General features: G+C 62.8%; 22 protein-coding genes. 7 read left to right on the forward strand and 15 right to left on the reverse strand.

Features of this window, described 5'->3' with window-relative positions; all coding sequences use genetic code 11:
* From C4J90_RS03270 to cpaB, 5 genes are read right to left on the reverse strand one after another with little or no spacing between them, the layout of a single operon-like run.
* The gene (locus C4J90_RS03270) at positions 1-882 is read right to left on the reverse strand and encodes a type II secretion system F family protein (protein WP_124413749.1); all 882 of its coding nucleotides are present in this window, start codon (positions 880-882) and stop codon (positions 1-3) included.
* Between the two features lie 19 nt (positions 883-901).
* Positions 902-2,164 (reverse strand): CpaF family protein, encoded by a 1,263-nt coding sequence (locus C4J90_RS03275; protein WP_124419212.1) that lies wholly within the window; start codon positions 2,162-2,164, stop codon positions 902-904.
* Positions 2,161-3,357 (reverse strand): pilus assembly protein, encoded by a 1,197-nt coding sequence (locus tag C4J90_RS03280; RefSeq protein ID WP_124419213.1) that lies wholly within the window; start codon positions 3,355-3,357, stop codon positions 2,161-2,163. Before C4J90_RS03280 ends, C4J90_RS03275 begins: the two co-directional genes overlap by 4 nt.
* On the reverse strand, positions 3,354-4,574 hold the full coding sequence (locus C4J90_RS03285) for a type II and III secretion system protein family protein (protein WP_124419214.1): 1,221 nt from the start codon (positions 4,572-4,574) through the stop codon (positions 3,354-3,356). The genes C4J90_RS03280 and C4J90_RS03285 overlap by 4 nt, the downstream gene beginning before the upstream one ends.
* Before the next feature lie 15 nt (positions 4,575-4,589).
* Positions 4,590-5,519: a Flp pilus assembly protein CpaB gene (gene cpaB / locus C4J90_RS03290; protein ID WP_124419215.1), complete on the reverse strand. Its 930-nt coding sequence runs from the start codon at positions 5,517-5,519 to the stop codon at positions 4,590-4,592.
* A 325-nt stretch (positions 5,520-5,844) separates the two neighbouring features.
* Between cpaB and C4J90_RS03295 the strand changes: the two genes are divergently transcribed.
* Entirely contained in the window at positions 5,845-6,036 is a 192-nt protein-coding gene (locus C4J90_RS03295; RefSeq protein WP_124361123.1) for a Flp family type IVb pilin, read from the forward strand.
* 31 nt (positions 6,037-6,067) lie between these two features.
* Positions 6,068-6,481 (forward strand): response regulator, encoded by a 414-nt coding sequence (locus C4J90_RS03300; RefSeq protein ID WP_124415990.1) that lies wholly within the window; start codon positions 6,068-6,070, stop codon positions 6,479-6,481.
* Positions 6,482-6,540: 59 nt separating this feature from the next.
* Here the strand turns inward: C4J90_RS03300 and C4J90_RS03305 are convergent, their stop codons facing one another.
* From C4J90_RS03305 to C4J90_RS03320, 4 genes are all read right to left on the reverse strand, one after another.
* Positions 6,541-8,223 carry a ShlB/FhaC/HecB family hemolysin secretion/activation protein gene (locus C4J90_RS03305; RefSeq protein ID WP_124419216.1) on the reverse strand — a complete coding sequence of 561 codons (1,683 nt, stop codon included), beginning with the start codon at positions 8,221-8,223 and terminating at the stop codon, positions 6,541-6,543.
* Between the two features lie 187 nt (positions 8,224-8,410).
* Complete coding sequence (locus C4J90_RS03310) at positions 8,411-10,201, reverse strand: collagen-like triple helix repeat-containing protein (protein WP_124419217.1); 1,791 nt, start codon at positions 10,199-10,201, stop codon at positions 8,411-8,413.
* A gap of 299 nt (positions 10,202-10,500) precedes the next feature.
* Positions 10,501-11,349, reverse strand: coding sequence for a MaoC family dehydratase (locus C4J90_RS03315; protein WP_124361127.1), 849 nt, complete (start codon positions 11,347-11,349; stop codon positions 10,501-10,503).
* A gap of 2 nt (positions 11,350-11,351) precedes the next feature.
* Entirely contained in the window at positions 11,352-12,704 is a 1,353-nt protein-coding gene (locus C4J90_RS03320) for a 3-oxoacyl-ACP reductase (protein WP_124419218.1), read from the reverse strand.
* Between the two features lie 105 nt (positions 12,705-12,809).
* Here C4J90_RS03320 and C4J90_RS03325 point away from each other — a divergent pair, with 105 nt between their 5' ends.
* Together C4J90_RS03325 and C4J90_RS03330 are read left to right on the forward strand one after the other, a co-directional pair.
* The gene (locus tag C4J90_RS03325) at positions 12,810-14,087 is read left to right on the forward strand and encodes an acetyl-CoA C-acetyltransferase (RefSeq protein WP_124419219.1); all 1,278 of its coding nucleotides are present in this window, start codon (positions 12,810-12,812) and stop codon (positions 14,085-14,087) included.
* 135 nt (positions 14,088-14,222) lie between these two features.
* Positions 14,223-15,119: a PA4780 family RIO1-like protein kinase gene (locus C4J90_RS03330; RefSeq protein WP_124361130.1), complete on the forward strand. Its 897-nt coding sequence runs from the start codon at positions 14,223-14,225 to the stop codon at positions 15,117-15,119.
* 163 nt (positions 15,120-15,282) lie between these two features.
* Here C4J90_RS03330 and cueR read toward each other — a convergent pair whose 3' ends face one another.
* From cueR to C4J90_RS03345, 3 genes are all read right to left on the reverse strand, one after another.
* Positions 15,283-15,684 carry a Cu(I)-responsive transcriptional regulator gene (gene cueR / locus C4J90_RS03335; protein ID WP_124361131.1) on the reverse strand — a complete coding sequence of 134 codons (402 nt, stop codon included), beginning with the start codon at positions 15,682-15,684 and terminating at the stop codon, positions 15,283-15,285.
* Positions 15,681-17,873 (reverse strand): cation-translocating P-type ATPase, encoded by a 2,193-nt coding sequence (locus C4J90_RS03340; protein ID WP_124419220.1) that lies wholly within the window; start codon positions 17,871-17,873, stop codon positions 15,681-15,683. The genes cueR and C4J90_RS03340 overlap by 4 nt, the downstream gene beginning before the upstream one ends.
* Before the next feature lie 202 nt (positions 17,874-18,075).
* On the reverse strand, positions 18,076-18,447 hold the full coding sequence (locus C4J90_RS03345; protein WP_124419221.1) for a hypothetical protein: 372 nt from the start codon (positions 18,445-18,447) through the stop codon (positions 18,076-18,078).
* A 147-nt stretch (positions 18,448-18,594) separates the two neighbouring features.
* Here C4J90_RS03345 and C4J90_RS03350 point away from each other — a divergent pair, with 147 nt between their 5' ends.
* Together C4J90_RS03350 and C4J90_RS03355 are read left to right on the forward strand one after the other, a co-directional pair.
* Complete coding sequence (locus C4J90_RS03350; RefSeq protein ID WP_124361135.1) at positions 18,595-18,786, forward strand: heavy-metal-associated domain-containing protein; 192 nt, start codon at positions 18,595-18,597, stop codon at positions 18,784-18,786.
* An 85-nt stretch (positions 18,787-18,871) separates the two neighbouring features.
* Complete coding sequence (locus C4J90_RS03355; protein ID WP_124361136.1) at positions 18,872-20,065, forward strand: multidrug effflux MFS transporter; 1,194 nt, start codon at positions 18,872-18,874, stop codon at positions 20,063-20,065.
* Positions 20,066-20,078: 13 nt separating this feature from the next.
* On the opposite strand, the gene C4J90_RS26830 is transcribed toward C4J90_RS03355, so the two are convergent.
* The 3 genes from C4J90_RS26830 to C4J90_RS03365 form a co-directional block, all read right to left on the reverse strand.
* Entirely contained in the window at positions 20,079-20,252 is a 174-nt protein-coding gene (locus tag C4J90_RS26830) for a hypothetical protein (RefSeq protein WP_164488008.1), read from the reverse strand.
* Between the two features lie 144 nt (positions 20,253-20,396).
* Positions 20,397-21,410 (reverse strand): zinc-binding alcohol dehydrogenase family protein, encoded by a 1,014-nt coding sequence (locus C4J90_RS03360; RefSeq protein ID WP_124419222.1) that lies wholly within the window; start codon positions 21,408-21,410, stop codon positions 20,397-20,399.
* 26 nt (positions 21,411-21,436) lie between these two features.
* Positions 21,437-21,730 (reverse strand): putative quinol monooxygenase, encoded by a 294-nt coding sequence (locus C4J90_RS03365; RefSeq protein ID WP_124365704.1) that lies wholly within the window; start codon positions 21,728-21,730, stop codon positions 21,437-21,439.
* A 118-nt stretch (positions 21,731-21,848) separates the two neighbouring features.
* Here C4J90_RS03365 and C4J90_RS03370 point away from each other — a divergent pair, with 118 nt between their 5' ends.
* Positions 21,849-22,775 carry a LysR family transcriptional regulator gene (locus tag C4J90_RS03370; RefSeq protein WP_124413762.1) on the forward strand — a complete coding sequence of 309 codons (927 nt, stop codon included), beginning with the start codon at positions 21,849-21,851 and terminating at the stop codon, positions 22,773-22,775.
* Positions 22,776-22,882: the final 107 nt, after the last annotated feature.

Genomic DNA, 22,882 nt, shown 5'->3' on the forward strand with positions numbered 1-22,882 from the left:
TCATACGCTCCGCAACATGCGCCACAGGGCGAAGCAGCCGAGCACCTGCATACCCAGGGCCACGAATAACAGCATGCGGCCAGTGCCGTCGTTCCACATGGTCATCAGGTAGGCGGGGTTGACCGCCAGGAAGTAGCCCACCATGGAAATGGGCAGCGCGGTGAGCACGTAGGCGGTCACCCGGGTTTCGCCGGTCAGGGCGCGTAACTGGCGCGCGGCTTGCTCGCGCTCGCGGATCATCTTAATCAGGTTTTCCAACAGCTCGCTGGCATTGCCGCCATAGCGGTGGTTGACCTTCAAGCCCAGGGCGAACAAGCGCAACTCGTCGCGCTCATAGAATTCGGCGAAGTCGTGGGCGGACTCCGGCAGGCTGACTCCCAGTTGCACGTTGCGCTGGATTCGGCCCATGGCGTTTTTCAGCGGGTCTTCGGCCACGTCGATCCCGCCCAGCACCGCATCGGCCAGGGTGCGCCCGGCCTTTAGGCTGCGCACGGTGTGGTCGAGCAATTGCGGCAGCTGTTCGATCATGCGCGTGATGCGGCGTTGATAACGCCAGGCGATGTACAAGCGCAACAGCACCGGCGGCAGCACCAGCATCACCAGCAGGCCGACCCAGCTGACGACGATCAACCCGAGCACCGCGCCCAGGCCCCACACCGTCAGCCACAGCCCCAGGCTTTCGCTGGGTTTGCCCAGGCCTGCGCGCAGGAACATGCGTTCCACGCGATTCCACGAATCGTTTTCTTCGGCGAGCTGCGGCTGGCCTTCGGCGAGGCGGCCCAGCACGCGTTCGGTCTGGGCACGGCGCAAGCCATGCTGGAACGAGCGGATCGACAGGCCGATCAGGATCAGGCAGATGAGTAGCAGGATGGCCCCGGTCATGCTTGATTCCCCCTCAAGGCTATACCGGTTCGCGGCGCAGTTTGTCGCCGGCCGGGTTGAGCGCTTCACGCACGAAGCCGAAGCCGGTGCGCCGGTCATGGCGAAACAGGGTGTTGGTCACGTACACGTCTTCGCGGATGCCCACCACTTCGACCACTTCGCTGACGCAACGACGTCCGTCCGGCAGGCGGGTCAGTTGCACCACCACATCCAGCGCCGCGCAGATCATTTGCCGCAGGGTTTTTTCTGCGATCATGCGGCCGGTCAGGCCCACCAGGGTTTCCAGACGCAGCAGGGCGTCGGCGGCATTGTTGGCGTGCACGGTACTCATGGAGCCGTCATGGCCGGTGTTCATGGCGGTCAGTACATCGAGCACTTCCACCCCGCGAATTTCACCGAGAATGATGCGGTCGGGGCGCATCCGCAGGGCGTTGCGGATCAGGTCGCTGGCCTTGACCTCGCCATGCCCCTCGGCATTCGGCGGGCGGGTTTCCAGGCGCACCACATGGGGATGGCCCAATTGCAATTCGGCCACGTCTTCGATGGTGACCAGGCGTTCATGGGGGTTGATCAACTGGCTGAGAATATTCAGCAGCGTGGTTTTACCGGTGCCTGTCCCGCCGCTGATGAGGATATTGCAACGCTTGCCCACCGCTTCCTGGAAGAAGTCGAAGATGTTCTGGTCGATGGTCTGCATGGCCACCAGATCGCTGCTTTTGAGCATGTCCTTGCGAAACTTTCGGATCGACAGGCAGGGGCCGTCCAGGGCAATCGGCGGAATGATTGCATTGACCCGGCTGCCATCGGGCAAGCGCGCATCGACCATCGGCGATGACTCATCCAGGCGCCGTCCCAGCGGCGCGAGGATGCGCTGCATGACGCGCTCCACATGGTGGGCGTCGATAAAGCGCAAATCGCTTTGATGCAGCAGACCGTCACGTTCGATAAACACCCGGTGCGGCCCATTGACCAGGATTTCGGTGACGGACGGATCGCGCAGCAACACTTCCAGCGGGCCGAAGCCGGTCAGTTCGTCGACGATTTCTTCGGCCAGGCGCTCCATCTCGTAGCGCGAGATCGCCAGGTGCATGCGGTTGATGTACTCGGCCACTTTGTCGATGACAAATTGCGCCAGGGACTGGCGCGAGCCTTCCAGCAGATTCAGTCCGGATTCTTCGATGGCATCGATGATGTAGCGATGCAGCACCAGCTTCAAACCGTCGTGATCGGTGTTGCCAGCCACGCCGCGCGCGGGTGCGCCGAAGAGTTTTTCACTGGTCATTTAGCGGCTCCCAGCAAACGCTCCAGCCAACGGCTGGGCGGTTTTGCGGTGGGGTCCTGCGAGCGTTTCGCCAGGCGCTCGCCGAGGGTTTTGAGCCCTTGCGTCAGGGCTTCGCGCGGCGCCAGCGCAAACAGGGTTTGCCCTTGGTTCTTGGCGTTCAGCCGTAGCTCCGCGCTCAGTGGCAACACCGCAATCACTTCCAGGCCAAAGCTTTTGCCCAGCGCTTCGGCGTCAGGCGCGCAGCCTTTGAGGTAGCCATCGATCAAGAGCTTGGCGTGTTCGAGCTTCATGCCTTTTTCGCGCCAATGGTTCAGCACCGCCAGGTTGCGCCGGCAGTCCAGCACGTTCTGGTCGGTGCACCACAGCAGCTTGTCGCAATGGCTGACAAAGGTGCGCAGGGCGTCGCTGTCCGGCTGGCCGACCAGGTTCACCACAATGTGCTGGAAGTGCTGGCGCAGTGCGCTGAGCAACATGTACAGCTCGGCGGCGCTGGTGTGCTCCAGCAGCTCATCGTTGGGCGCGTAGGCAAGCATGCGCAGGCCGTCTTCAGCTGAGGTAAAGGCGCTGTTGATCAGGGTCGCGTCCAGCCGCCTCAGGTGGCGCAGGGCATCGCCGAAGTTGAACGAGCTTTCCAGGCCCAGCAGCGCCAGGCTGTCACCGCGTGGCAGGCCGAGGTCGAGCAACAGCGTTTGCTGGCCGCTCTTTTGCACCACCAGCGCCAGATGGCTGCTGAGCAGCGCGCCGTCGGAAGTGCCCTGGGTGCCGTACAGCACCGAGAGGCCGCCCAGATGGGTGTGAGTGGTGACCGCAGGCAGGCGCTTGCTCAGGCGGCGCACCAGCCCGGCGACTTCGCTGGAGCGCGAGCCGTAGGCGACGAAGTCCCGCGCCCCGGCGCGCATCGCGTTGAGCACCAATTGATTGTCCATACCGTCGCCGAGGGCGACGATCGCCAGCATCGGCTTGGCTTCCAGTGCGCCTTCGATCAGCGCGCTCTGGGCCACCAGATGCTCGCGATCGAGGCCGATGAACACCAGGTTGGCGAAGGTCACATCGACCAGGGCCAGCAGCTCATCCAGGGTGCCGCTGCCGGCGCTGACCACCTGGCCGAGGGGCGCCAGCGCGCCCTGCAGCCATTCGAGGTCGGTGGTATTACGGGTAATTGCCAGGAAGGTCTGGCTCAGGTGATCGCTCATTGGGACAACCCGTTGAGGCGGTCAAAATTACCGTTTTCCAGGAAGAACAGGCGGTACCAGTTCGGGTCGTAGTTGCGCATTTTTTCACCGGGCAGCGCCGACAGTCGGGCATTGGCCGCCAGCGGTTGCACCAGGTGCGGCGTGACGATCATCAGCAGTTCCTTGTCCTCGCGCTGGACCGACGAGTCGCGAAAGAACGCCCCCAGGATCGGGATGTCCCCCAGGCCTGGGAACTTGGCGATGCTGGTGGTGGTGTTGCTGCTGATCAGGCCGCTGATCACGAAGCTTTCGCCGTCGGCCAGGGACACGCTGGTATCGGTGCGGCGAATGGTCAGGGCCGGCACGCGGATATTTTCGATGACCACTGCGTTGGTGTAATCCAGTTCGCTGACCTCCGGCGCCACCTTGAGGGAAATGCGGTTGCGGTCGATCACGGTCGGGGTGAGGGTCAGGCGAATGCCGAATTCCTTGTATTCGATCGAGATGGTATCGCTGCCGCTGCTCGGCACTGGCACGGGTATTTCGCCGCCGGCGAGGAAGGTTGCGCTTTGCCCGCTCATGGCCACCAGGCTCGGCCGCGCGAGGGTGTAGGCAAAGCCGCTGCTTTCCAGGGCGTTGATCATCGCCGAGACGCGGCCGCCGCCAAAACCGATGTTGAAGTTGTCGGTGCTCACCGGCAGCTTGAACGTGCTGGGCGTGGGGGACAGCAAGTTGGGGCTGCCGAGGAAGAAGTTGTTGCCGATGCCCAGGATCTTGGTGCTGGCCTCCTTGAGTTTGGTGCGGCTGACTTCGACGAAGCGGATATCGGTCTGTACCTGGCTGGGCAGCAAAGGATCATCGGCGGGCGACAGCGAAAGACTGGTCAAAGCGGTATTGGCCTTGCCCTTGACGAACACCATGCTCTGGCGCGGGGTGGTCGAACAGGCGGTCCACACCATCAGGCTGGTGGTGCCGGGGCCGACGCCGGTCAGCAGGAAACCCCGATCGCCATTGAGATGAACGTCAGCGATTTTCGGATCGCCAATGGCCAGGCGTGTTATGGCCACCGGCGATTGCAGTTCCTGTTGCAGGCCCTCGCCTACGGACAACGCGGCGGGCAGTTGAGCCAGGTTGGCGCAATTGCTCGCAGCCGCCATGGCCAGCCCGATGGACAGGTGCGACAGCAGCAACGCACAGGTAATTCTCAGCGTGAACACCGGTATGAAACGTCGGTTCATGCACAGCATCCTTGTTCAGTCGGGGGTTTGTTGAGTTGCTTGATTGCCGCGTATCACCTCGACGCCAGCACGGCGCGGGGCGCTGCTCTGGGCCACTTTCCTGGGGGGCTGGGCGAAGGCCAGTTGGGTGAACTGATAGAGGTCGCGGTTAGCGTTCTGCAGATTGCCCGGCGCGTCGTCTGCGCCGGCCCAGTAGTGGCTCAACAGGCGTTCGTCGGCGCTGCGCACGGCCAGGCGCAAGGTGCCGGCCTGGGTGGCCAGCATCAACCGGCTCAGCAATTGTTCGGGCACGGCCAGCACCACCGTGCGCGAGGGCGCATGGCGTTGGGCTTTTTCTTCGGCGGTCAGCGCGGGAGGGGCGGCGGGGGTGCCGTCGTTGGTCAGGCCCATCTGGTCGCCGACGCTGAGCAGGCGCACGGCGGGGATCACCACCTGGGCCGATTGTTCAAGGTTGGCCGCGTCCTGACGCAGGTACAGCAGCACGTCCACATAGTCGCCAGGGCTCAACTGGCCGGCGGCGCCAATCACTTCATCGACGGCGACGGCCAGGGCGCGTTCATCGGCGCGGATCATCCGCGCCAGCGGCCCGCCCGGAGTGAAACTTTCCTCGTTGAGCCAGGTGCCCGCGCCGAGCGCCCGCAATGGGGTACGGCCAACCGCCTGGTCGATACGGCTCATGCTGCCGGCCGGGACCGTGCGCAGTTTTTCGAGGCTCAGGTCAGCGGCAGTCAGGGCAACGAAGGGAGGCACATCGTGGGCCAGCACGACCACCGATTGGCGGGTCGGGTCTTCCACCACAGCGACGGCTTTTTCGACGGGAGCAGCCTGTGGCGGTGGTGGTGGCGCCGGAGCAGGCTCACGGCTGAGGACCAACCCCCAGTAACCGGCAAACAACGCACCGACCAACAACACAGCGGCCAGTACCATGCTTAGACGCGTGTTCATGACGGCTCTCCTTTTCCCGTTGCCCCACAGCCCGTCTGTCCAACAGGCTACTTGCGCAACCCGGCTGAACGGTGACTAACTATTTCGCTATTTGACGGTAGTTGAGCTAGGACAAAATGCCATTACTGAGAGAAAGTTTTCTTCAGGGAGCAGGACGTGCCCTTTAAAAACACACATTTACGGCGTCAGAAGAGCAACTACTACTTTAGGACTAATCAGTTCTTACAGTTGTGAGGCTGGGCTTTGTTGGCAATGCTTTGGATGGCACATCGCAATCACTGTGCGTTACCGGGATACGGCGCTTGGTCGCCTGAGGAGAAGTGTTATGGTCCTTGCTCTGCTGATGAAGCTTCACGTTCAACTCCAATTGCTGTTCCATCGTAAAGACGGCGCGACAGCCATCGAGTACCTCATACTGGTGGCGATTGTGGCGCTGGTGGTACTCGCCGCCGGAACGACGCTGGGGCCTCAGATCACGGCCTTCTTTACCAGGATCGGTACTGCCATTTCCCCATGAGTTGCCGTTGTTGATTGATCAGGTCGTGCTCATGAATGCTGCTGTCTCTCCCCGCCAACAAATCCTGTTGGTGGACGACGAAGAAGATGCCCTCGTTGAACTGGCGGAGTCGCTGGAGAACGAGGGCTTCGTTTGCTTTACCGCCACCTCCGTGACGTTCGCGCTGCAGGAACTGACCTTGCATCCCGATATTGCTCTGGTCATCACTGACCTGCGCATGCCTGAGGAAAGCGGTATCTCCTTGATCAAGCGCCTGCGCGAACACACCTCCCGCTCCCATCTGCCGGTGATCGTCATGTCGGGGCATGCGGAGATGGATGACGTCAGCGACATGCTGCGCCTGCAGGTACTGGACCTGTTTCGCAAGCCCATCTACCTCGCGCGGCTGCTCGATACGTTGAACAGTTTGTTTCCCCTAAGAGCAGCTACGAGCTTCAAGCCTTAAGCGGCAAATGGTGCACCTTGCCCCTCTTGCAGCTCGAGGCTTGTAACTTGACGCTCTCGTTACAGCTGATAACTGAAACTCAACGTATACCGCGGCCGCCGGTTGAAACTGTCCAGAGCGATGTCCGACATCGGCTTGGCGGCTTCCAGGGCGATGTTGTAGTACTTGTTATCGCCAAAGCGCAGACCCACCGCCGCCGAGGACATGTCGCTGGCCTTGACCGGCAGTTCGTTGAACCAGGCCTTGGCGCGGTCCAGTACCACGTAGGGTTGCAACACCTTCACCCAATCGCCGGCCCGGTTGAAGCTGTAGTTGACCTCATACGCCACGCCCCAGCCCTTGTCGCCCGAGCCTTGGTCATCGGGGTAGCCACGGCCGAAGTTCTGCCCGCCAAACGTGGCGCGCTCGCTGTCGGGCAGGGTGTTGTTGCTCCAGTAGAGCGCACTTGAGAGCACGCCTTGCCAGTTGTCGAAGAACTTGTTGCTTTGCACGCCGGACAGGCGCAGGCGAAAGAAATCGAGATCGGGTTTGGCCACGTCCAGGTCGCTGCGGGCCTTGGCGCCCAGACCGTCGATACCTTGATACAAGCCGCCGCTGAGGATGCGTAACTGCCTGGCGTCGGCCTTACGCCAGTCACCCTCGAAGGCCAGGGCGCGCAGGTTCGATTCGATATCGAAGCGCAGCGGGTAGCCCACCAGTTTATAGCGGGTGGTCTGGTCTACCGCGTACAGGCGCGTGCCCAGGGTGAGCGACTCGGTGGGTGAGGCAATGAAGGGGTGGCTCAGGCCGATGGAGTAGCGATCGATCGACTGGTGTGGCTTGAGTTCGAAGCCGCCGTCCAATTGCACGCTGCTGCTGGGGTCGGCGCGATAACGCTCGGCGGCCAGGGCCAGTTGGGTGCCCTCGGTATTGATGAACTGGTTGTAGTCCACGCGGTAGTAGTGCTCTTTGTCCTCGCCGGGCGGGAACAACCCGCTGAGGCTGAGCTGTTCGCCCATTGAAGTTTGAGCATTACTGGTTGCGCTGAGTAACGCCTGGGTGCCGCCACGGCTTTTCTGCGCCAGGCTCATGCTGGTGGTGAAGGGTTTGCGGCTGGCCTGGATCTGCATGTGCGTGGCGCCATCGGTGGTGCCCGGCGGCGGCACTTGTGCCTGTACGGTGAGGCCGGGGATGCGGCTCATCAGCGTGGTGTAGCGTTCGAAGGTCTTGCGCGTGAGTGGGCGTTCGGCGAGGAGTTTTTGCGCGAGTTTGTCGACGTAGGCCGACACCGAACCGATGTCGCCGGTTTGTTGATAGTCCTTGATGTAGCCTTCTACCAGCACCACGCGGACCAAGCCGTTTTCGAAGGTCTGCTGCGGCAGGAACGCGTAGGACAACAGGTAGCCGTCCTGCTGGTAGCGACGAGTGATGCCACGGGTGGCCTCGATCAGTTGCGCGAGGTTGGTCTCATGGCCAATCAACGGCGCGTAGACCTGGGCCGTCTCGGTGAGCGGGTACACCGTGCCGCCTTCGATCTGCAGCTTGCGAATGGTGACCTTGGTGTCCATCAACAACGGCTGGCCCGCAGTGGGTGGCGTTTCTGGCACCTGGGTTTGCGGTGTGGCCGGTCGATAGGCGTCGGCGGGCAGGTTGGGCACCGGCAGGGTGCGGATGGTGTCGTTGCTGTTGAGGAAGCTGGGAAGGGCCTCGGCCTGGGCATAAGTGCTGAGGGTAAGCAATAACAACGGGGTCAACACGCGCATAGGACACTCCATGGTCAATTGCAGCAGCGTTTCGGGCCCGCCGCGCTCTGGGGCGCGGTTCGGGAGGGCGCTGAGTGTCTACATCCAGCAGCGGCCCCTAAAAAAGACGAGAGACTTAGTCAGGGTCTCTCGTCTCAACCAAGCGTAGGCGCTGTAGGGGAGGCCGTCTAATCGGCCAGGTGCATTTCTATTTGCCGCTCAGGCCGTTCAGCAAGCCGCCCAGGCCTCCCGTTGTTGCCGTGCCGCCAGTGGTGGGTGCAGTGCCTGTGGCGGGGGCTGTGGCGCCAATATTCAGACCGCCGAGCAGGCCACCGCTGGTACCGCCGGTGCCGCCGGTGACCAGGCCACCGACCGAGCTTACGGTATTGCCGACGGCGGTTACCGTGGTGCCCAGGGTCGTGGTGACCGGGTTGGCGTTGGCGGTGGTGAGGTTAGTGCCCAGGCTGCTGACGGCGCCGCCGACTTGGGTCACCAGGCCGTTGACCGGAGTACCGACGCCGGTGGTGGTGCCGATGTTTTGCGTCAGTGCGGTGACGCCCGATGTTACTGGGTTCAGCGCAGCGCCTACGTTGGCTGCAACCGTTGCGACCGGTGCAGTAGCGCCCGTGTTGGCAACGCCTGTGCCACCGAGCACGGTACCCACGGAGGCAATGGTGTTGCCCAAGGCGCCGCCGGTCACCCCGGCTGCACTGACCGTGCCGTTGGTGTTGCCGACGTTCAGGCCGGTCCCGACGTTGTTCACCAGGCCGCCGACCAGTTCCGGTATGCCGGGTGCTGCGGCGCCGCCGGTTGGCGCGACATAGCCGCCGGACTTGTCGAGTGTGCCGCCTACGCCTGTCAGCACGCTGCCGACAATCGTGGTCACAGGGTTGCCTGCGCCGCCGGTGCTGGCGACTTGGGTGCCGAGGCCGGTGACGGTGGCGCCCAGTTTATCCACCAGGCCGTTGACGGGCGTGCCCAGGCCGGTTGCGTTGCCGAGGTTGCCGGTGGTGTTTTCCACCAGCGACACCACCGGCACCAGCGCTTTGCCGCCCAGGGTGCCGGTCAGGGAACCCAATGGGCCGGTGGTGCTGGCCGTGCTGAGGGTATCGCCGAGCATGGTCACCGTAGTGCCCACTTTATCCACTACACCACCGACTGCACCGCCCACGCCGCCGGTCAAGCCGCCGACGACGGGAACCCCGCCGAGGGTGGTCGACAGCGATTTGCCAGTGACCGACAAGCCGTCGCCCAAATCGGCGACGCCAGTGCCGACACCCGCGACCGTGATGCCCAGGGAGTTGCTGTTGGTGCCCAGGGAGCCCAGGCCCGCCGTCACGCCAGTGCCGATGCTGGTCACGGCGGTGCCGGCCGAAGTGACCAGGCCGCCAGCGGTTGTGCCGACGATGGGGACACCGTTCAAGGTCGAACCGAGGTCACCCACCGCTGCGCCTACATTGCCCACGGTGGTACCGAGGGTGCCGGCGATCTGGCCAGTGACGAGTGGGGTGGTTGTCGAACCAGTGCCACCGCCAGTGCCGCCGCCGGTGCCGCCGCCGGTGCCGCCACCAGTGCCGCCGCCGGTGCCACCGCCGGTACCGCCGCCAGTGCCGCCGCCGGTGCCACCACCGGTGCCGCCGCCGGTGCCACCGCCGGTACCGTCTCCAGTGCCACCACCGGTACCACCGCCAGTACCGCCACCGGTGCCATCGCCAGTGCCCCCGCCGGTTCCGCCACCGGTGCCATCGCCAGTGCCCCCGCCGGCTCCGCCACCGGTGCCATCGCCAGTGCCCCCGCCGGTTCCGCCACCGGTTCCACCGCCAGTGCCGTCGCCGCTACCCGTACCGCCACCAGCACCTGCACCAGCACCAGCATCCGGCGAAGACGCCGCCACGTTTGATTTATGCCCGCCACCACCGCTGCTGCAGCCGCCGAGGCTCATGGCCAGAATCAACGCCAGCGCGGTACTTGCTTTCCAAAACACGACTTGAGTTTTCATGATTGAGTTCCTTGCACCTGGTACAACCTTGGTTGTTTCAAACGTTCGCTATTTCTTTGGCTAGCGATACGTTTGTCCGTGTGGCTATCACAGACCCGGGCCGGTTTTCTCGCAATCTCAACTTGGTATTAACGATTTATATACATAAGGTCTTAGTCGTCTTAAGCGCTAATACGAACGTTATAAATTAAAATAACGCTGGCTGCCTTTTAGTTGTAAATCAAAGGGTTAAATAAAGTAGCGGACCCGGTCGGGTTCGCTATAACTTAAGGTGTATATATACAATTAATCAGTGTCTCTCAGGCAATCGGTCGCCACTCTCCAAGCATATGCTGGATGTTACCGGCGCCGTTCAACACCAACTCGCCAGTTAAACCGGCGCCGCTGGTCATCAGAATCACTTCGCTGGGCAGGCGCACGGGTTTCTTGAATTCAACGGCTATTTCGACATTGGCCACCGGCAGTTGCTCGCCCAAGGCCGCCAACGTGCGGGCCTTGTTCCACAACCCGTGGGCAATCGCCTGGGGAAAGCCGAAGAGCTTGGCGGTCATTGCGCTGAGATGAATCGGGTTGTAATCGCCGGATACGCGAGCATAGCGGCGACCGATATCGGCGGGGGCTTTCCAGCGCGTGAGTTCGGTGAGGGCTGCGTCAATTACCAACGTGCGTTCCTCGGTCTCGCCCTCGAGCTTTACGCCCCGGCACAACATTGTGCTTTCAGCTTCCCAGAGCAGCCCAAGGGCATCCTCGACCACGGTCACCACATCGAAGGTCGCGCCTTTGGCATGGGGCTTGAGGTTGCCGGTGTACACCCCGACGCTCAGCTCACTCACACTGCCCAGGGGCCGATGCAGGCGAATGCAGTTGCTCAGGTGGATCAACCCCAGCAACGGAAACGGGAACGCCTGGTCGGTCAGCAGTTGCATCTGCAGGCCGAACGCGAGGATATGCGGATAGGTCGCCGGCAGCATCGGGCTGTCAGCAAAACCGCAAACCTTGCGGTACGCCGCCACAGCCCTGGGGTCGACGCGAACCTGGCAGCGCAGGCCGTGCTCGGGCAGTGCGCTGCCGGTGATCTTGCGCTTGAGCGCCGCACGCCAGTACAGCGGCGGTAGATACGGCGTGCTGTCCAGTGTCTGCCATTGCATATTCACGCTCCCAGAAGACTTTGCCCACACACCCGCAGCGCCTGGCCGCTGACGGCACCCGAACCCGGCTGGCTCAGCCAGGCCACGGCTTCGGCCACGTCCTGCGGCACACCGCCCTGGCCCAGGGAACTCATGCGTCGTCCGGCCTCACGCAGGGCAAACGGAATATGCGCGGTCATCTGGGTTTCGATAAAACCGGGGGCGACGGCATTGATGCTGATCCCGCGCGTTTGCAGCAGCGGTGCCCATGCCTGGGCCAAACCGATCAGCCCGGCCTTGCTCGCCGCATAGTTGGTTTGCCCGCGATTGCCGGCAATGCCGCTGATGGAAGCCAGCAGCACCACGCGGGCATTGTCGCGCAGGGTGCCGCTGTCGAGCAGCGCCTTGGTCAGCACCTGCGGCGCATTGAGATTGACCGCCAGCACCGCGTCCCAGTATTCCGGGGTCATGTTGGCCAGGGTCTTGTCGCGGGTGATGCCGGCGTTGTGCACCAGAATATCGAGGCCATCGGGCAGGTGTTCGATCAACTGGGCGGCGGCGTCTTCGGCGCAGATATCCAGCGTGAGAGTACGCGCATTCAAGCGGGCGGCCAGGGCGTCGAGGTCGGCCTTGGCTTGGGGCACATCCAGCAGGATCACCTCGGCGCCATCGCGGGCCAGGGTCTCGGCGATGGAGGCGCCGATACCACGCGCAGCGCCGGTCACCAGGGCTTTGCGCCCGGCCAACGGACGTGTCCAGTCTTCGACCGGCGTGGCGCAGGCCTGCAGGCGAATCACCTGCCCTGAGATATAGGCGCTTTTGGGCGACAGGAAAAACCGTAGTGCGCCTTCCAACTGGTCTTCAGCACCCTCGTCCACCTGCAGCAACTGCAGCACACCGCCGCTGCGCAGTTCCTTGGCCAGCGAGCGGCTGAACCCTTCCAGGGCGCGCTGGGCGCTGGCGGCGAACGGGTCGCTGAGGCTTTCCGGCGTGCGGCCAAGGATCACCAGGTGGGCGCTGTGAGCGAGGTTTTTCAGCAAGGGCTGGAAAAATTCACGTAGCTGCTTGAGTTGATCGGTGTGCTGCAAGGCGCTGGCGTCGAAGACCACAGCCTTGAGCTTGGGACCGTGGCCTGGAATCCACGCCGGCGCGTCCAGCGCTTCGGCACCGTAGCTGTAGACGGCATCGGTGAGTTTGTTGGCAAACGGCAACACTTTAGTTGCCAGCGCGCCACCGCCCAGCAGCAGTGCACCTTCCACCGGGCGCAGGCGCCCGGCTTGCCAGCGTTCCAGGCGTACCGGCGACGGCAGGCCAAGGGCGGCGACCAGGCGATGGCCGAGGCTGGAGTTGGCGAAGTCGATATAACGGTCAGACATGGAACGCTCTCCGAAGACTGGGGTTCAAAAGGTGGACCATCCCAGGGTAGCAGTCGTTCGACTAGGCTCACTGATCAAGCCCATAACAGACAGAGGGAGCTTTCCATGACTCAATTGCGCCGTGTGGCGATCATTGGCGGTAATCGCATTCCTTTCGCCCGCTCCAACGGCCCCTACGCCACGGCAAGTAACCAGGCGATGCTCACTGCTGCCCTGGAAGGCCTGATCGAACGTTTCAACCTGCACGGCCTGCGTCTCGGCGAGGTGGCCGCTGGCGCGGTGCTCAAGCATTCCCGTGATTTCAACCTCACCCGCGAATGCGTACTTGGCTCGCGCCTGTCGCCGCAAACCCCGGCCTACGACGTGCAGCAGGCCTGCGGCACCGGGCTGGAAGCGGCCTTGCTGGTGGCCAACAAGATTGCCCTGGGCCAGATCGAATGCGGTATCGCCGGCGGGGTGGACACCACCTCCGATGCGCCGATTGGCGTCAATGAAGGCCTGCGCAAGATTTTGCTGCAGGCCAACCGCAGCAAGTCCATGGTGGATAAGCTAAAAGTTTTGTTACAGCTTCGTCCGCAGCACCTCAAGCCAGAACTGCCGCGCAACGGTGAGCCGCGCACCGGCTTGTCCATGGGCCAGCACTGCGAGCTGATGGCGCAGACCTGGCAGATTCCTCGCGCCGAGCAGGACCAGCTTGCCCTGGAGAGTCATGAGAAAATGGCCGCCGCCTACGCCGAGGGCTGGCACAACGATTTGCTGACGCCGTTTCTGGGGCTGACCCGCGACAACAACCTGCGCCCTGACCTGACCCTGGAAAAACTCGCCGCGCTCAAGCCTGCTTTCGAGCGCAGTGAAAAGGGCACGCTCACCGCCGGCAACTCGACGCCGCTGACTGATGGCGCCTCGCTGGTGCTGTTGGGCAGTGAAGCCTGGGCCAACGAGCGCGGCTTGCCGATCCTCGCGTATCTGCGCGATGGCGAAGCGGCGGCGGTGGATTTCGTCCACGGTGCCGAAGGCCTGCTGATGGCGCCGGTGTACGCCGTACCGCGTTTGTTGGCCAGGAACGGTCTGACGCTGCAGGACTTCGATTACTACGAGATCCACGAAGCATTCGCCGCCCAGGTGTTGTGCACGCTCAAGGCCTGGGAAGATGCCGACTATTGCCGCACGCGCCTGGGCCTGGATGCGCCGCTGGGCGCCATCGACCGCAGCCGTCTGAACGTCAAAGGCAGCTCACTGGCCGCCGGGCACCCGTTTGCCGCGACCGGCGGGCGCATCGTCGCCAACCTGGCCAAGTTGCTGGATGCAGCAGGGAAAGGGCGTGGTTTGATTTCGATCTGTGCGGCGGGGGGGCAGGGTGTGACGGCGATTATCGAACGTTGATTGCCGGGTAAAATTGGCATATTGAATGCATTCTTCGTGGGCCAGAGGTCGGTAGCCTCTCCCACCGGCGCGCCGATTGCCGTATAACGAGTGCCACACGCGTGTTTGGTAATACAGGACCCACAATAAAAGCTGATGAAGACTCCTAAACGCATTGAACCCCTGATCGAAGACGGTCTGGTCGACGAAGTGCTGCGCCCACTGATGAGTGGTAAAGAAGCAGCTGTTTATGTGGTGCGCTGCGGCAACGAATTGCGTTGCGCCAAGGTTTACAAGGAGGCGAATAAACGAAGCTTTCGTCAGGCGTCCGAATACCAGGAAGGCCGCAAGGTCCGTAACAGCCGCCAGGCCCGCGCCATGGCCAAGGGCTCCAAGTTCGGCAAGAAAGAAACCGAAGATGCCTGGCAGAACGCTGAAGTAGCGGCGTTGTTCCGCCTGGCCGGTGCGGGCGTTCGCGTGCCCAAGCCGTACGACTTTCTTGAAGGCGTGCTGTTGATGGAACTGGTCGCCGACGAGTACGGCGATGCGGCGCCACGCCTGAATGACGTGACGTTGGAGCCGGACCAGGCGCGTGAATACCACGCCTTCCTGATTTCCCAGATCGTGCTGATGCTGTGTACCGGGCTGGTGCACGGTGACCTGTCCGAGTTCAACGTACTGCTCACGCCAACGGGCCCGGTGATCATCGACCTGCCCCAGGCGGTGGATGCGGCGGGCAACAACCACGCATTCAGCATGCTGGAACGGGATGTGGGCAACATGGCTTCCTACTTCGGGCGCTTTGCTCCGGAGCTGAAGAAGACCAAGTACGCCAAGGAAATGTGGGCGCTGTACGAAGCCGGTATCCTGCACCCGGCCAGCATCCTGACCGGTGAGTTCGACGAGCCGGAAGAGCTGGCGGACGTAGGCGGTGTGATCCGCGAGATCGAAGCGGCGCGGCTGGATGAAGAGCGCAAGCAAGCGAATCGCGCGGCAGATGATGCCCCACCCACCAAGACCGCCGAAGAACCGCCGCCGCCTTGGATGCAGTGACCTTTCGGCACATGATCGTTCCCACGCTCCGCGTGGGAATGCCTCCTGGGACGCTCCGCGTCCCGCCAATTGCTGCACGTTTAGGCTAGGTGACGCAGAGCATCACGGTCTGCATTCCCACGCGGAGCGTGGGAACGATCTTTATGTTGAGTCAGTTGGAGCATCAGGTGCAGCAACTGCCGGAGGCCAATTCCTTGAGGATCGGGCAATCCGGTCGGTGGTCGCCCTGGCAGTGCTCCACCAGGTCTTGCAACGTGTCGCGCAGTTGCGCCAACTCGCGGATTTTTTGATTCAGCTCATCGATATGCTGGCGCGCCAAGGCTTTCACGTCGGCGCTGGCCCGTTGTCGGTCCTGCCACAAGGTCAGCAGTTTGCCGACCTCTTCCAGTGAAAACCCCAGGTCGCGCGAGCGTTTGATGAACGCCAGGGTGTGCAGGTCGTCGGCGCCATAGATGCGATAACCGCTGTCGGTGCGGTGGGCTGCCTTGAGCAGACCGATGGATTCGTAGTAGCGAATCATCTTCGCGCTCAGCCCGCTCTGGCGAGCGGCTTGGCCGATATTCATGGGCGTTGATCCTCCAAGTCCTTGGGTTTCCAGGTTTTCAACAGCAACGCATTGCTCACCACACTGACGCTGGACAACGCCATCGCCGCACCTGCCAGCACCGGGTTGAGCAGGCCGAAGGCCGCCAGGGGAATGCCGATCACGTTATACACAAAGGCCCAGAACAGGTTCTGGCGGATTTTCGCGTAGGTCTTGCGGCTGATCTCCAGGGCGGCCGGCACCAGGCGCGGGTCGCCGCGCATCAGGGTGATGCCGGCGGCGTGCATGGCCACGTCGGTGCCGCCGCCCATGGCGATGCCGATATCGGCGGCGGCCAGGGCCGGTGCGTCGTTGATGCCGTCGCCGACCATGGCCACCACGCCGGTTTTTTTCAGTGCGGTCACGGTGGCGGCTTTGTCGGCGGGCAGCACTTCGGCGTGTACATCGTCGATGCCCAGCGCCTCTGCAACCACCCGCGCGCTGCCGCGATTGTCGCCGGTAAGCAGGTGGCTGCTGATGTGCTGCGCCTTGAGTTGCTGCACGGCCTGCTGCGCGCCGGGCTTGAGCGTGTCGCCGAATGCGAACAGCCCCAGCACGCGAGGGCTTGCGCCTTGCTCGATCAGCCAGGACAACGTACGCCCCTCGGCTTCCCATGCCGTCGCGCGCTGACTCAACTGGCCCGCGCTAAGGCCGGCCTCTTCCAGCAGGCGCCGATTGCCCAGAGCCAATTGCCGGCCGTCAAGGGTACCGGCGATGCCGCGCCCAGTCAGGGACTGGCTGGCACTGACATCGGCCACGCTCAGCCCGCGTTCGTCGCAGGCGTCCAGCACGGCCTTGGCCAGCGGGTGCTCGCTGCCACGCTGCAAGGCGCCGGCCTGTTGCAGCAGTAGCGATTCGTTACCATCCAGCGCCGCCAAATGGGTGATCTTCGGCGTGCCCGAAGTGAGGGTGCCGGTTTTATCGAAGACTACGGCGCTCACCCCATGGGCATGCTCCAGGACTTCGGCATCCTTGATCAGAATGCCATGGCGCGCGGCGACGCCGGTGCCGGCCATGATCGCCGTCGGCGTCGCCAGGCCCAGGGCACATGGGCAGGCGATCACCAATACCGCGACCGCATTGATGATTGCGCTCTCCAGCGGGGCGCCGTACAGCCACCAGCCCGCCAGGGTGAGCAATGCCAGTACCAGCACGGTCGGGACGAATACCTGGCTGACTTTATCCACCAGTTTCTGGATCGGTGCCTTGGCGGCCTGGGCGTCTTCGACCAGGCGGATGATCCGTGCCAGCACGCTTTCCGCTCCCAGGGCCCGGGTACGCACCAACAGGCGGCCTTCACCGTTGATTGCGCCGCCAGTAACCGTATCGCCGGGCCGCTTCGGCACCGGCAGGCTTTCGCCGCTGATCAGTGCCTCGTCGGCATGGCTTTGGCCGTCGACCACTTCGCCATCCACCGGAAAACGTTCGCCTGGCTTGACCAGCACCAGGTCACCGAGCGTAAGCGTATTGATGGCGACCTCTTCCTCGCGCCCCTCCAGCACGCGGACCGCCCGCTCGGGGCGCAAGGCTTCGAGGGCGCGTATGGCGCTTGCGGTTTGGCGCTTGGCGCGGCTCTCCAGGTATTTGCCCAGCAGCACCAGGGCGATCACCACGGCCGAGGCTTCGAAGTACAAGTGCGGAGCGGGTTGGGTGAGCCATTGATAGACGCTCAAGCCGTAGCCGGCGCTGGTGCCGATCGCCACCAACAGGTCCATATTGCCCGCCCCGGCGCGCACGGCTTTCCACGCGGCACTGTAAAAACGCGCACCGAGGATCAATTGCACCGGCGTCGCCAGCGCGAACTGAACCCAGGCGGGGAGCATCCAGTGAAAGCCGAAGGGTTCCACCAGCATCGGCAGTATCAGGGGCAACGCCAGCATGATCGCCAGCATCAGCGCCCAGCGCTCGTGGTGCAGGCGTTGGGCTTGATTGGCCTGGGTGGCGGTTTCGCTCTGGGGCAGGGTGGCGGTGTAGCCGGCTTTTTCGACAGCGGCGATCAATACGCCGGGATCCAGTTGGTGGAGTCCTTCAACGTGGGCACGTTCGTTGGCCAGGTTGACGCTGACCCGCTGCACCCCCGGCACCTTGCCCAGCGCACGCTCCACACGGCCGGCGCAACTGGCGCAGGTCATGCCGCTGATGGGCAGGTCAAACGTGGTGGGTCCATTCATGGGGCAGTCCTCCAGAAGACGATGCTCCTAGGATCAACCTTGACCTGTGGGTAAGGTCAAGCGCGATCGTTCCCACGCTCTGCGTGGGAATGCATCCCCATGACGCTCCGCGTCACCCTTGCGCCGAATCAAAGGCTTGTACGCGGGACGCGGAGCGTTCCATGAGGCGTCCCCACGCGGAGCATGGGGACGATCGGCGGCTTCAGTATTCCAGCGTGGCGGCTTTGAGGTACATACCGTCCGGGCCTTGGGCGATACGCAGTTTGCGTACATCCCCGGCTTTGAGCGTAATGTTCTGCGCCGGCGGTGCCAGCATGCCCGGCAAGCAGCCCGGTGTCTGGCCCGGCAGCAGCTTGAGGCGCAATGACACATCGCCCGGCGGCAAATTGAAGGAGGTGGCTTGTTCCTGGAACAGGCGCCCGGCCAGTTGGTCCTGAATGTAGAGGCCGATCTCACAGTTGGTCGGCACTTCCAGGCGCTCGCGGGAAATGATCAGCACCGCATAGTCTTCAGCGGCGGGCGCAACGGCAGAAAAACTCATCAGGCCGGCAACGGCAAAAATCGACCAGCGCATGGCGAATGCTCCGTGGTTCACTTCTATTGAAGGTGAAGCTTGGCCGACGTCGCCACCGAATACCAGCCCGGCCGACGTTTCTGAAACTTGACCTTGCCATCGTGGCAAGGTCGAGACTGCGTTCAACCTCATCAAAGGAGACATGTCATGCAAGTATTCAAGGTGCAAGGAATGACCTGCGGCCATTGCGTTCGTGCGGTGACCCAGGCGGTGCGCAGCCAGGATGCAGATGCCGAGGTCACGGTGGACCTTGCGGCCAAGCAAGTCAGTGTCCAAAGCAAACTGGACCGTGAAGCGATCGCGGGCCTGATCAAGGAAGAAGGCTACACAGTCGTCTGATTCTCGATAGTTAGCGAGCTATCTTAATGTTCAAGACGCCCAAGCGCGGCTAGACTATCGGGCTGCCGACTCACTTGGGTGTCTGATGAACCTCCGCATAATTCTGATCCTGGGCGCCTTGAGCGCCTTCGCCCCGTTGGCGATCGATTTTTACCTGCCGGGTTTCCCGGCGATGGCAGCCGCTTTTGCAACCGATGAAAAACACATCCAGCTGACCCTGGCGGTGTATTTCGGTGGGCTGGCCATCGGCCAATTGATCTACGGCCCCTTGGCCGACCGCTTTGGCCGGCGCGTGCCGCTGCTCAGCGGCGTCACGCTGTTTACCCTTGCGTCCTTCGCCTGTGCGTACGCGCCCTCCCTGGAATGGCTGATCGGCGCGCGTTTCGTGCAGGCCCTGGGCGGTTGCGCGGGCATGGTGATCTCACGGGCGGTGGTGAGTGACAAATGCGATGCCGTGGGCTCGGCCAAGGTGTATTCGCAACTGATGTTGGTGACTGGCCTGGCGCCGATTCTCGCACCGCTGGCGGGCGGGATAATGGTGGGTGTGTGGGGCTGGCAGTCGATTTTCCTGGCGCTGTCGCTGTTCAGCGTGATGGCGGCGGTTGCGGTGGCGGTGGGCTTGCCGGAAACCTTTCCGGCGCATCAGCCGCGCCAGCCGTTGTCCGGCTCGCTGCGCCGCTACGGCGCGTTGTTGTCAGACCGGGTTTACCTCGGCTACGCCTTGACCGGCGGCATCTCGATTGCCGGGATGTTTGCCTACATTGCCGGTTCGCCGTTCGTGTTCATCAAGCTGTATGGCGTACCCGCCGAGCATTACGGCTGGCTGTTTGGCTCCAACGCCGCCGGTTTTATCCTGGTGGCGCAGTTGAATGCGCGGTTACTGGCCAAGCGCGGCCCGGCGTTTTTGCTCACGCGTACGGTGTGGGTTTACGTAGCGGCGGCGTTGACCCTGCTGGGCATTGCAGCGCTGCGCACCGAAGCCCTGTGGCCGTTGCTGGTGCCGCTGTTCATCTGCATCGCCAGCCTGGGCTGCATTTTGCCCAACACCTCGGCGTGCGCCATGAACGGGCAAGGCGCCCGGGCCGGCAGCGCGTCGGCATTGCTCGGTTGCATTCAGTTCGGCGTGGCGGCGGGGGCGGCATCGTTGGTGGGCGTGTTGCATGACGGCACGGCGATGCCGATGGCGATGGTCATCAGCCTGTGCGGTGTGCTGGCGGTGACGATTGCGATGTCGACCCAGCGCCTGCAACGGGCCAGGGCCGCGCAGGCGCAGGTCTGATCTGAAGGGCCGATCAGCCGGCGGCGGCGCGTTGCTGGCTGGGTGGGAAACGGTGGGGAGCCTGGATGCGGGCTTGCAAGGTGTCGGCAAAGGCACGGGCCTCGGCTTCGGTGTGGAAAATAATCGACTTCTGGTCCAGGCGGACCTCCCACTGCGATTTTGCTAACGCTTTTATCAGGATCTTCATTGCTGACTTCCTCACGTAAAAGAATCGTGGCAAAGGCGGCCAATATAAACCCGTATGCGCGCACAAATATGACAAACGTCAACTCTCGGACTAATGGTGTCGTCCTTACCTACATCAGTGACAGACGACACTGATAGCCGTTTTTTAGAACCCTTCTAAAACGATCTTGCCCTTGGCCTTGCCGCTTTCCAGCAGCGCGTGCGCACGTCGCAGGTTCGCCGCATTGATCACGCCGAAGTGCTCGCCTACCGTGGTTTTCAGGGTGCCAGCGTCGATCAGCATTGCCACGCGGTTGAGCAGGTGATGCTGCTCGATCATGTCCGGTGTCTCGAACATCGAGCGGGTGTACATGAACTCCCAATGCAACGACAAACTCTTGCGCTTGAGCTTGCTGACGTCCAGCGCCTTGGGGTCGTCGATCAGCGCCAGCTTGCCTTGGGGCTGCAGGGCTTCCACCAGTTGGTCGAGGTGATGGTCGGTCTGGGTCAGGCTGGCGACGTGGGTCACGTGCGGGTGGCCGGCGTGTTTCAGCGCTTCGCTCAGCGGCTGGCTATGGTCGATCACCAAGTCGGCGCCGAGGTTCTTGGCCCATTCTTGAGTCTCCGGGCGCGAGGCGGTGCCGATCACCTTCAGTGCCGTGAGCTGGCTGGCCAGCTGGGTCAGGATCGAACCCACGCCGCCCGCTGCGCCGACGATCAGCAGGCTCTGGCCCAGGTCCGCTTTGCCCTCGGGGACCTGCAGGCGTTCGAACAGCAGCTCCCAGGCCGTGATGGCGGTCAACGGCAGCGCGGCGGCTTCGGCGAAACCCAGGGTCTGCGGCATATGGCCGACGATGCGTTCATCCACAGTGTGCAATTGACTGTTACCGCCGGGGCGCACCAGTGAGCCGGCGTAGAACACCTTGTCACCGGCCTTGAACAGCGTGACTTCGCTGCCGACCGCCTTGACCACACCGGCTACGTCCCAGCCGAGCACTTTGGCGGCGCCGTGTTCCGGGGCGACGTTCTGGCGCACTTTAGTGTCCACCGGGTTGACCGAGATGGCTTTGACTTCCACCAACAGGTCGCGCGGCCCGGCCACGGGTTCGGGCAGTTCGATGTCTTGCAGGGCGTTCGTGTCGGTGATGGGCAGGCAGCTGTAGTAGGCGATGGCTTTCATGTTTTCTCCGGGTAAAGGGTTGGTGGTCAGGCGAGAAACTTCAGGCGCTTGAGGTCGAAGTGTTCAATCACCTCGGCGGCCTGGGCCCGGAAGCTCTGGATATGCGCGCTCTGATCGTGGTCGGCCAGGGCCGCCTCATCGCTCCAGCGCTCGAGCATGTAGAACGTCTCGGGATGTTGCAGGTCCTGATGCAGGTCGTACTGCTCACAGCCAGGTTCCAGGCGGGTCGGTTCGAGCAGGCCGCGCAGCAGGGTTTCCAGAGTGGCTTGTTGGCCAGGCTTGGCGATCAGTGTGGCGATGACGTTAAAAGCAGTGGACATACTCGACTCCTGGTCGAAAAGGAACGGCGTGGGCAGATGATTGGCTATTTCCAATGCAGATAAAAGCCGATAAAACAGCGTTCTGTTTCAATAAAAAATTGATAATTGGCGGGAATGCATGCTTCGCTTTGATGATTTGCAGTTATTTGTGCGGGCGGCGGACCTGGGCAGTTTGTCCGCAGCCGCGCGGGTGATGGACCTTTCCCCCGCAGTGGCCAGTGCCGCGTTGAAGCGTATAGAGCAGCAACTGGGCGCGCGCTTGCTGGCCCGCTCCACCCGCAGTTTGCGCTTGACCGCCGAGGGCGAAGGTTTTCTCACCTACGCCCGCGCCGCGTTGAGTTCACTGGATGAAGGGCGGCGCTTGTTGGCCAGTGGGCAGGACCACGTGAGCGGCCTGCTGCAACTGTCGGCGCCTTCGGATTTCGGGCGCAATCAGCTGTTGCCCTGGCTGGATGATTTCCAGCGTGAATACCCGCAACTGAGCGTGCGCCTGTTGCTGGGTGATCGCATAGCCGACCTGTTCCGGCAACCGGTGGACATCGCTTTGCGCTATGGCGAACCCGAGGATTCAAGCCTGGTGGCGCTGCCCATCGCCCCGGAAAATGTGCGGGTGCTGTGCGCAGCACCCAGTTATCTGGCCCGTTATGGCGAGCCGCGACACCTTGAACAACTGGCCCAGCATAATTGCTTGCTCTATATGCTCGCCGGTCGCGTGCATGATCACTGGCGTTTTTTTGATGGCAAGCGCGAGGTCAGCCTGACCGTCTCGGGGGATCGGGTCAGCGACGACGCCGACGTGGTGCGCCGCTGGGCGGTAGCGGGTGTGGGCATTGCCTATAAATCCTGGCTGGATGTGAGTACCGACGTCGTGGCTGGGCGTTTGCGCTTGATCCTGCCGGAGCTGCGCGGTGAGCGCACGCCGCTTAACCTGCTGTGCGCGCATCGTGCGCAGTTGAGCAAACCCGTCAACTTGCTGCGGGAGATGCTCGTGTCCCGTTGTGCGACATTGACGGCGCAACGGTCGGAGCGATTCGCGGCTAAGTAACGGCCGGCAGAAAAGCAGGAAATTTCGCTCAAGTGCTGTCCCTGTCCAGGCTGTAAGACGCCATGGAACCAGCTGTTTTGGCCCCTATACTTTGGCGCCAACCGCAG

Origin of the sequence: Pseudomonas sp. R2-60-08W (assembly GCF_003852335.1) — a bacterium.
Taxonomy (GTDB): Bacteria; Pseudomonadota; Gammaproteobacteria; order Pseudomonadales; family Pseudomonadaceae; genus Aquipseudomonas.

Excerpts from the sequence above, each read along its gene's own strand:
- C4J90_RS03320 (WP_124419218.1), bottom strand. The coding sequence starts at position 12,704 with ATGTCTGACCGTTATATCGACTTCGCCAACTCCAGCCTCGGCCATCGC.
- cpaB (WP_124419215.1), bottom strand. The coding sequence starts at position 5,519 with ATGAACACGCGTCTAAGCATGGTACTGGCCGCTGTGTTGTTGGTCGGT.
- C4J90_RS03365 (WP_124365704.1), bottom strand. The coding sequence starts at position 21,730 with ATGTCCACTGCTTTTAACGTCATCGCCACACTGATCGCCAAGCCTGGC.
- C4J90_RS03305 (WP_124419216.1), bottom strand. The coding sequence starts at position 8,223 with ATGCGCGTGTTGACCCCGTTGTTATTGCTTACCCTCAGCACTTATGCC.
- C4J90_RS03330 (WP_124361130.1), top strand. The coding sequence starts at position 14,223 with ATGAAGACTCCTAAACGCATTGAACCCCTGATCGAAGACGGTCTGGTC.
- C4J90_RS03275 (WP_124419212.1), bottom strand. The coding sequence starts at position 2,164 with ATGACCAGTGAAAAACTCTTCGGCGCACCCGCGCGCGGCGTGGCTGGC.
- C4J90_RS03360 (WP_124419222.1), bottom strand. The coding sequence starts at position 21,410 with ATGAAAGCCATCGCCTACTACAGCTGCCTGCCCATCACCGACACGAAC.
- C4J90_RS26830 (WP_164488008.1), bottom strand. The coding sequence starts at position 20,252 with ATGAAGATCCTGATAAAAGCGTTAGCAAAATCGCAGTGGGAGGTCCGC.
- C4J90_RS03350 (WP_124361135.1), top strand. The coding sequence starts at position 18,595 with ATGCAAGTATTCAAGGTGCAAGGAATGACCTGCGGCCATTGCGTTCGT.
- C4J90_RS03285 (WP_124419214.1), bottom strand. The coding sequence starts at position 4,574 with ATGAACCGACGTTTCATACCGGTGTTCACGCTGAGAATTACCTGTGCG.
- C4J90_RS03340 (WP_124419220.1), bottom strand. The coding sequence starts at position 17,873 with ATGAATGGACCCACCACGTTTGACCTGCCCATCAGCGGCATGACCTGC.
- C4J90_RS03270 (WP_124413749.1), bottom strand. The coding sequence starts at position 882 with ATGACCGGGGCCATCCTGCTACTCATCTGCCTGATCCTGATCGGCCTG.
- C4J90_RS03325 (WP_124419219.1), top strand. The coding sequence starts at position 12,810 with ATGACTCAATTGCGCCGTGTGGCGATCATTGGCGGTAATCGCATTCCT.
- C4J90_RS03355 (WP_124361136.1), top strand. The coding sequence starts at position 18,872 with ATGAACCTCCGCATAATTCTGATCCTGGGCGCCTTGAGCGCCTTCGCC.
- C4J90_RS03280 (WP_124419213.1), bottom strand. The coding sequence starts at position 3,357 with ATGAGCGATCACCTGAGCCAGACCTTCCTGGCAATTACCCGTAATACC.
- C4J90_RS03310 (WP_124419217.1), bottom strand. The coding sequence starts at position 10,201 with ATGAAAACTCAAGTCGTGTTTTGGAAAGCAAGTACCGCGCTGGCGTTG.
- C4J90_RS03300 (WP_124415990.1), top strand. The coding sequence starts at position 6,068 with ATGAATGCTGCTGTCTCTCCCCGCCAACAAATCCTGTTGGTGGACGAC.
- cueR (WP_124361131.1), bottom strand. The coding sequence starts at position 15,684 with ATGAATATCGGCCAAGCCGCTCGCCAGAGCGGGCTGAGCGCGAAGATG.
- C4J90_RS03345 (WP_124419221.1), bottom strand. The coding sequence starts at position 18,447 with ATGCGCTGGTCGATTTTTGCCGTTGCCGGCCTGATGAGTTTTTCTGCC.
- C4J90_RS03295 (WP_124361123.1), top strand. The coding sequence starts at position 5,845 with ATGGTCCTTGCTCTGCTGATGAAGCTTCACGTTCAACTCCAATTGCTG.
- C4J90_RS03315 (WP_124361127.1), bottom strand. The coding sequence starts at position 11,349 with ATGCAATGGCAGACACTGGACAGCACGCCGTATCTACCGCCGCTGTAC.
- C4J90_RS03370 (WP_124413762.1), top strand. The coding sequence starts at position 21,849 with ATGCTTCGCTTTGATGATTTGCAGTTATTTGTGCGGGCGGCGGACCTG.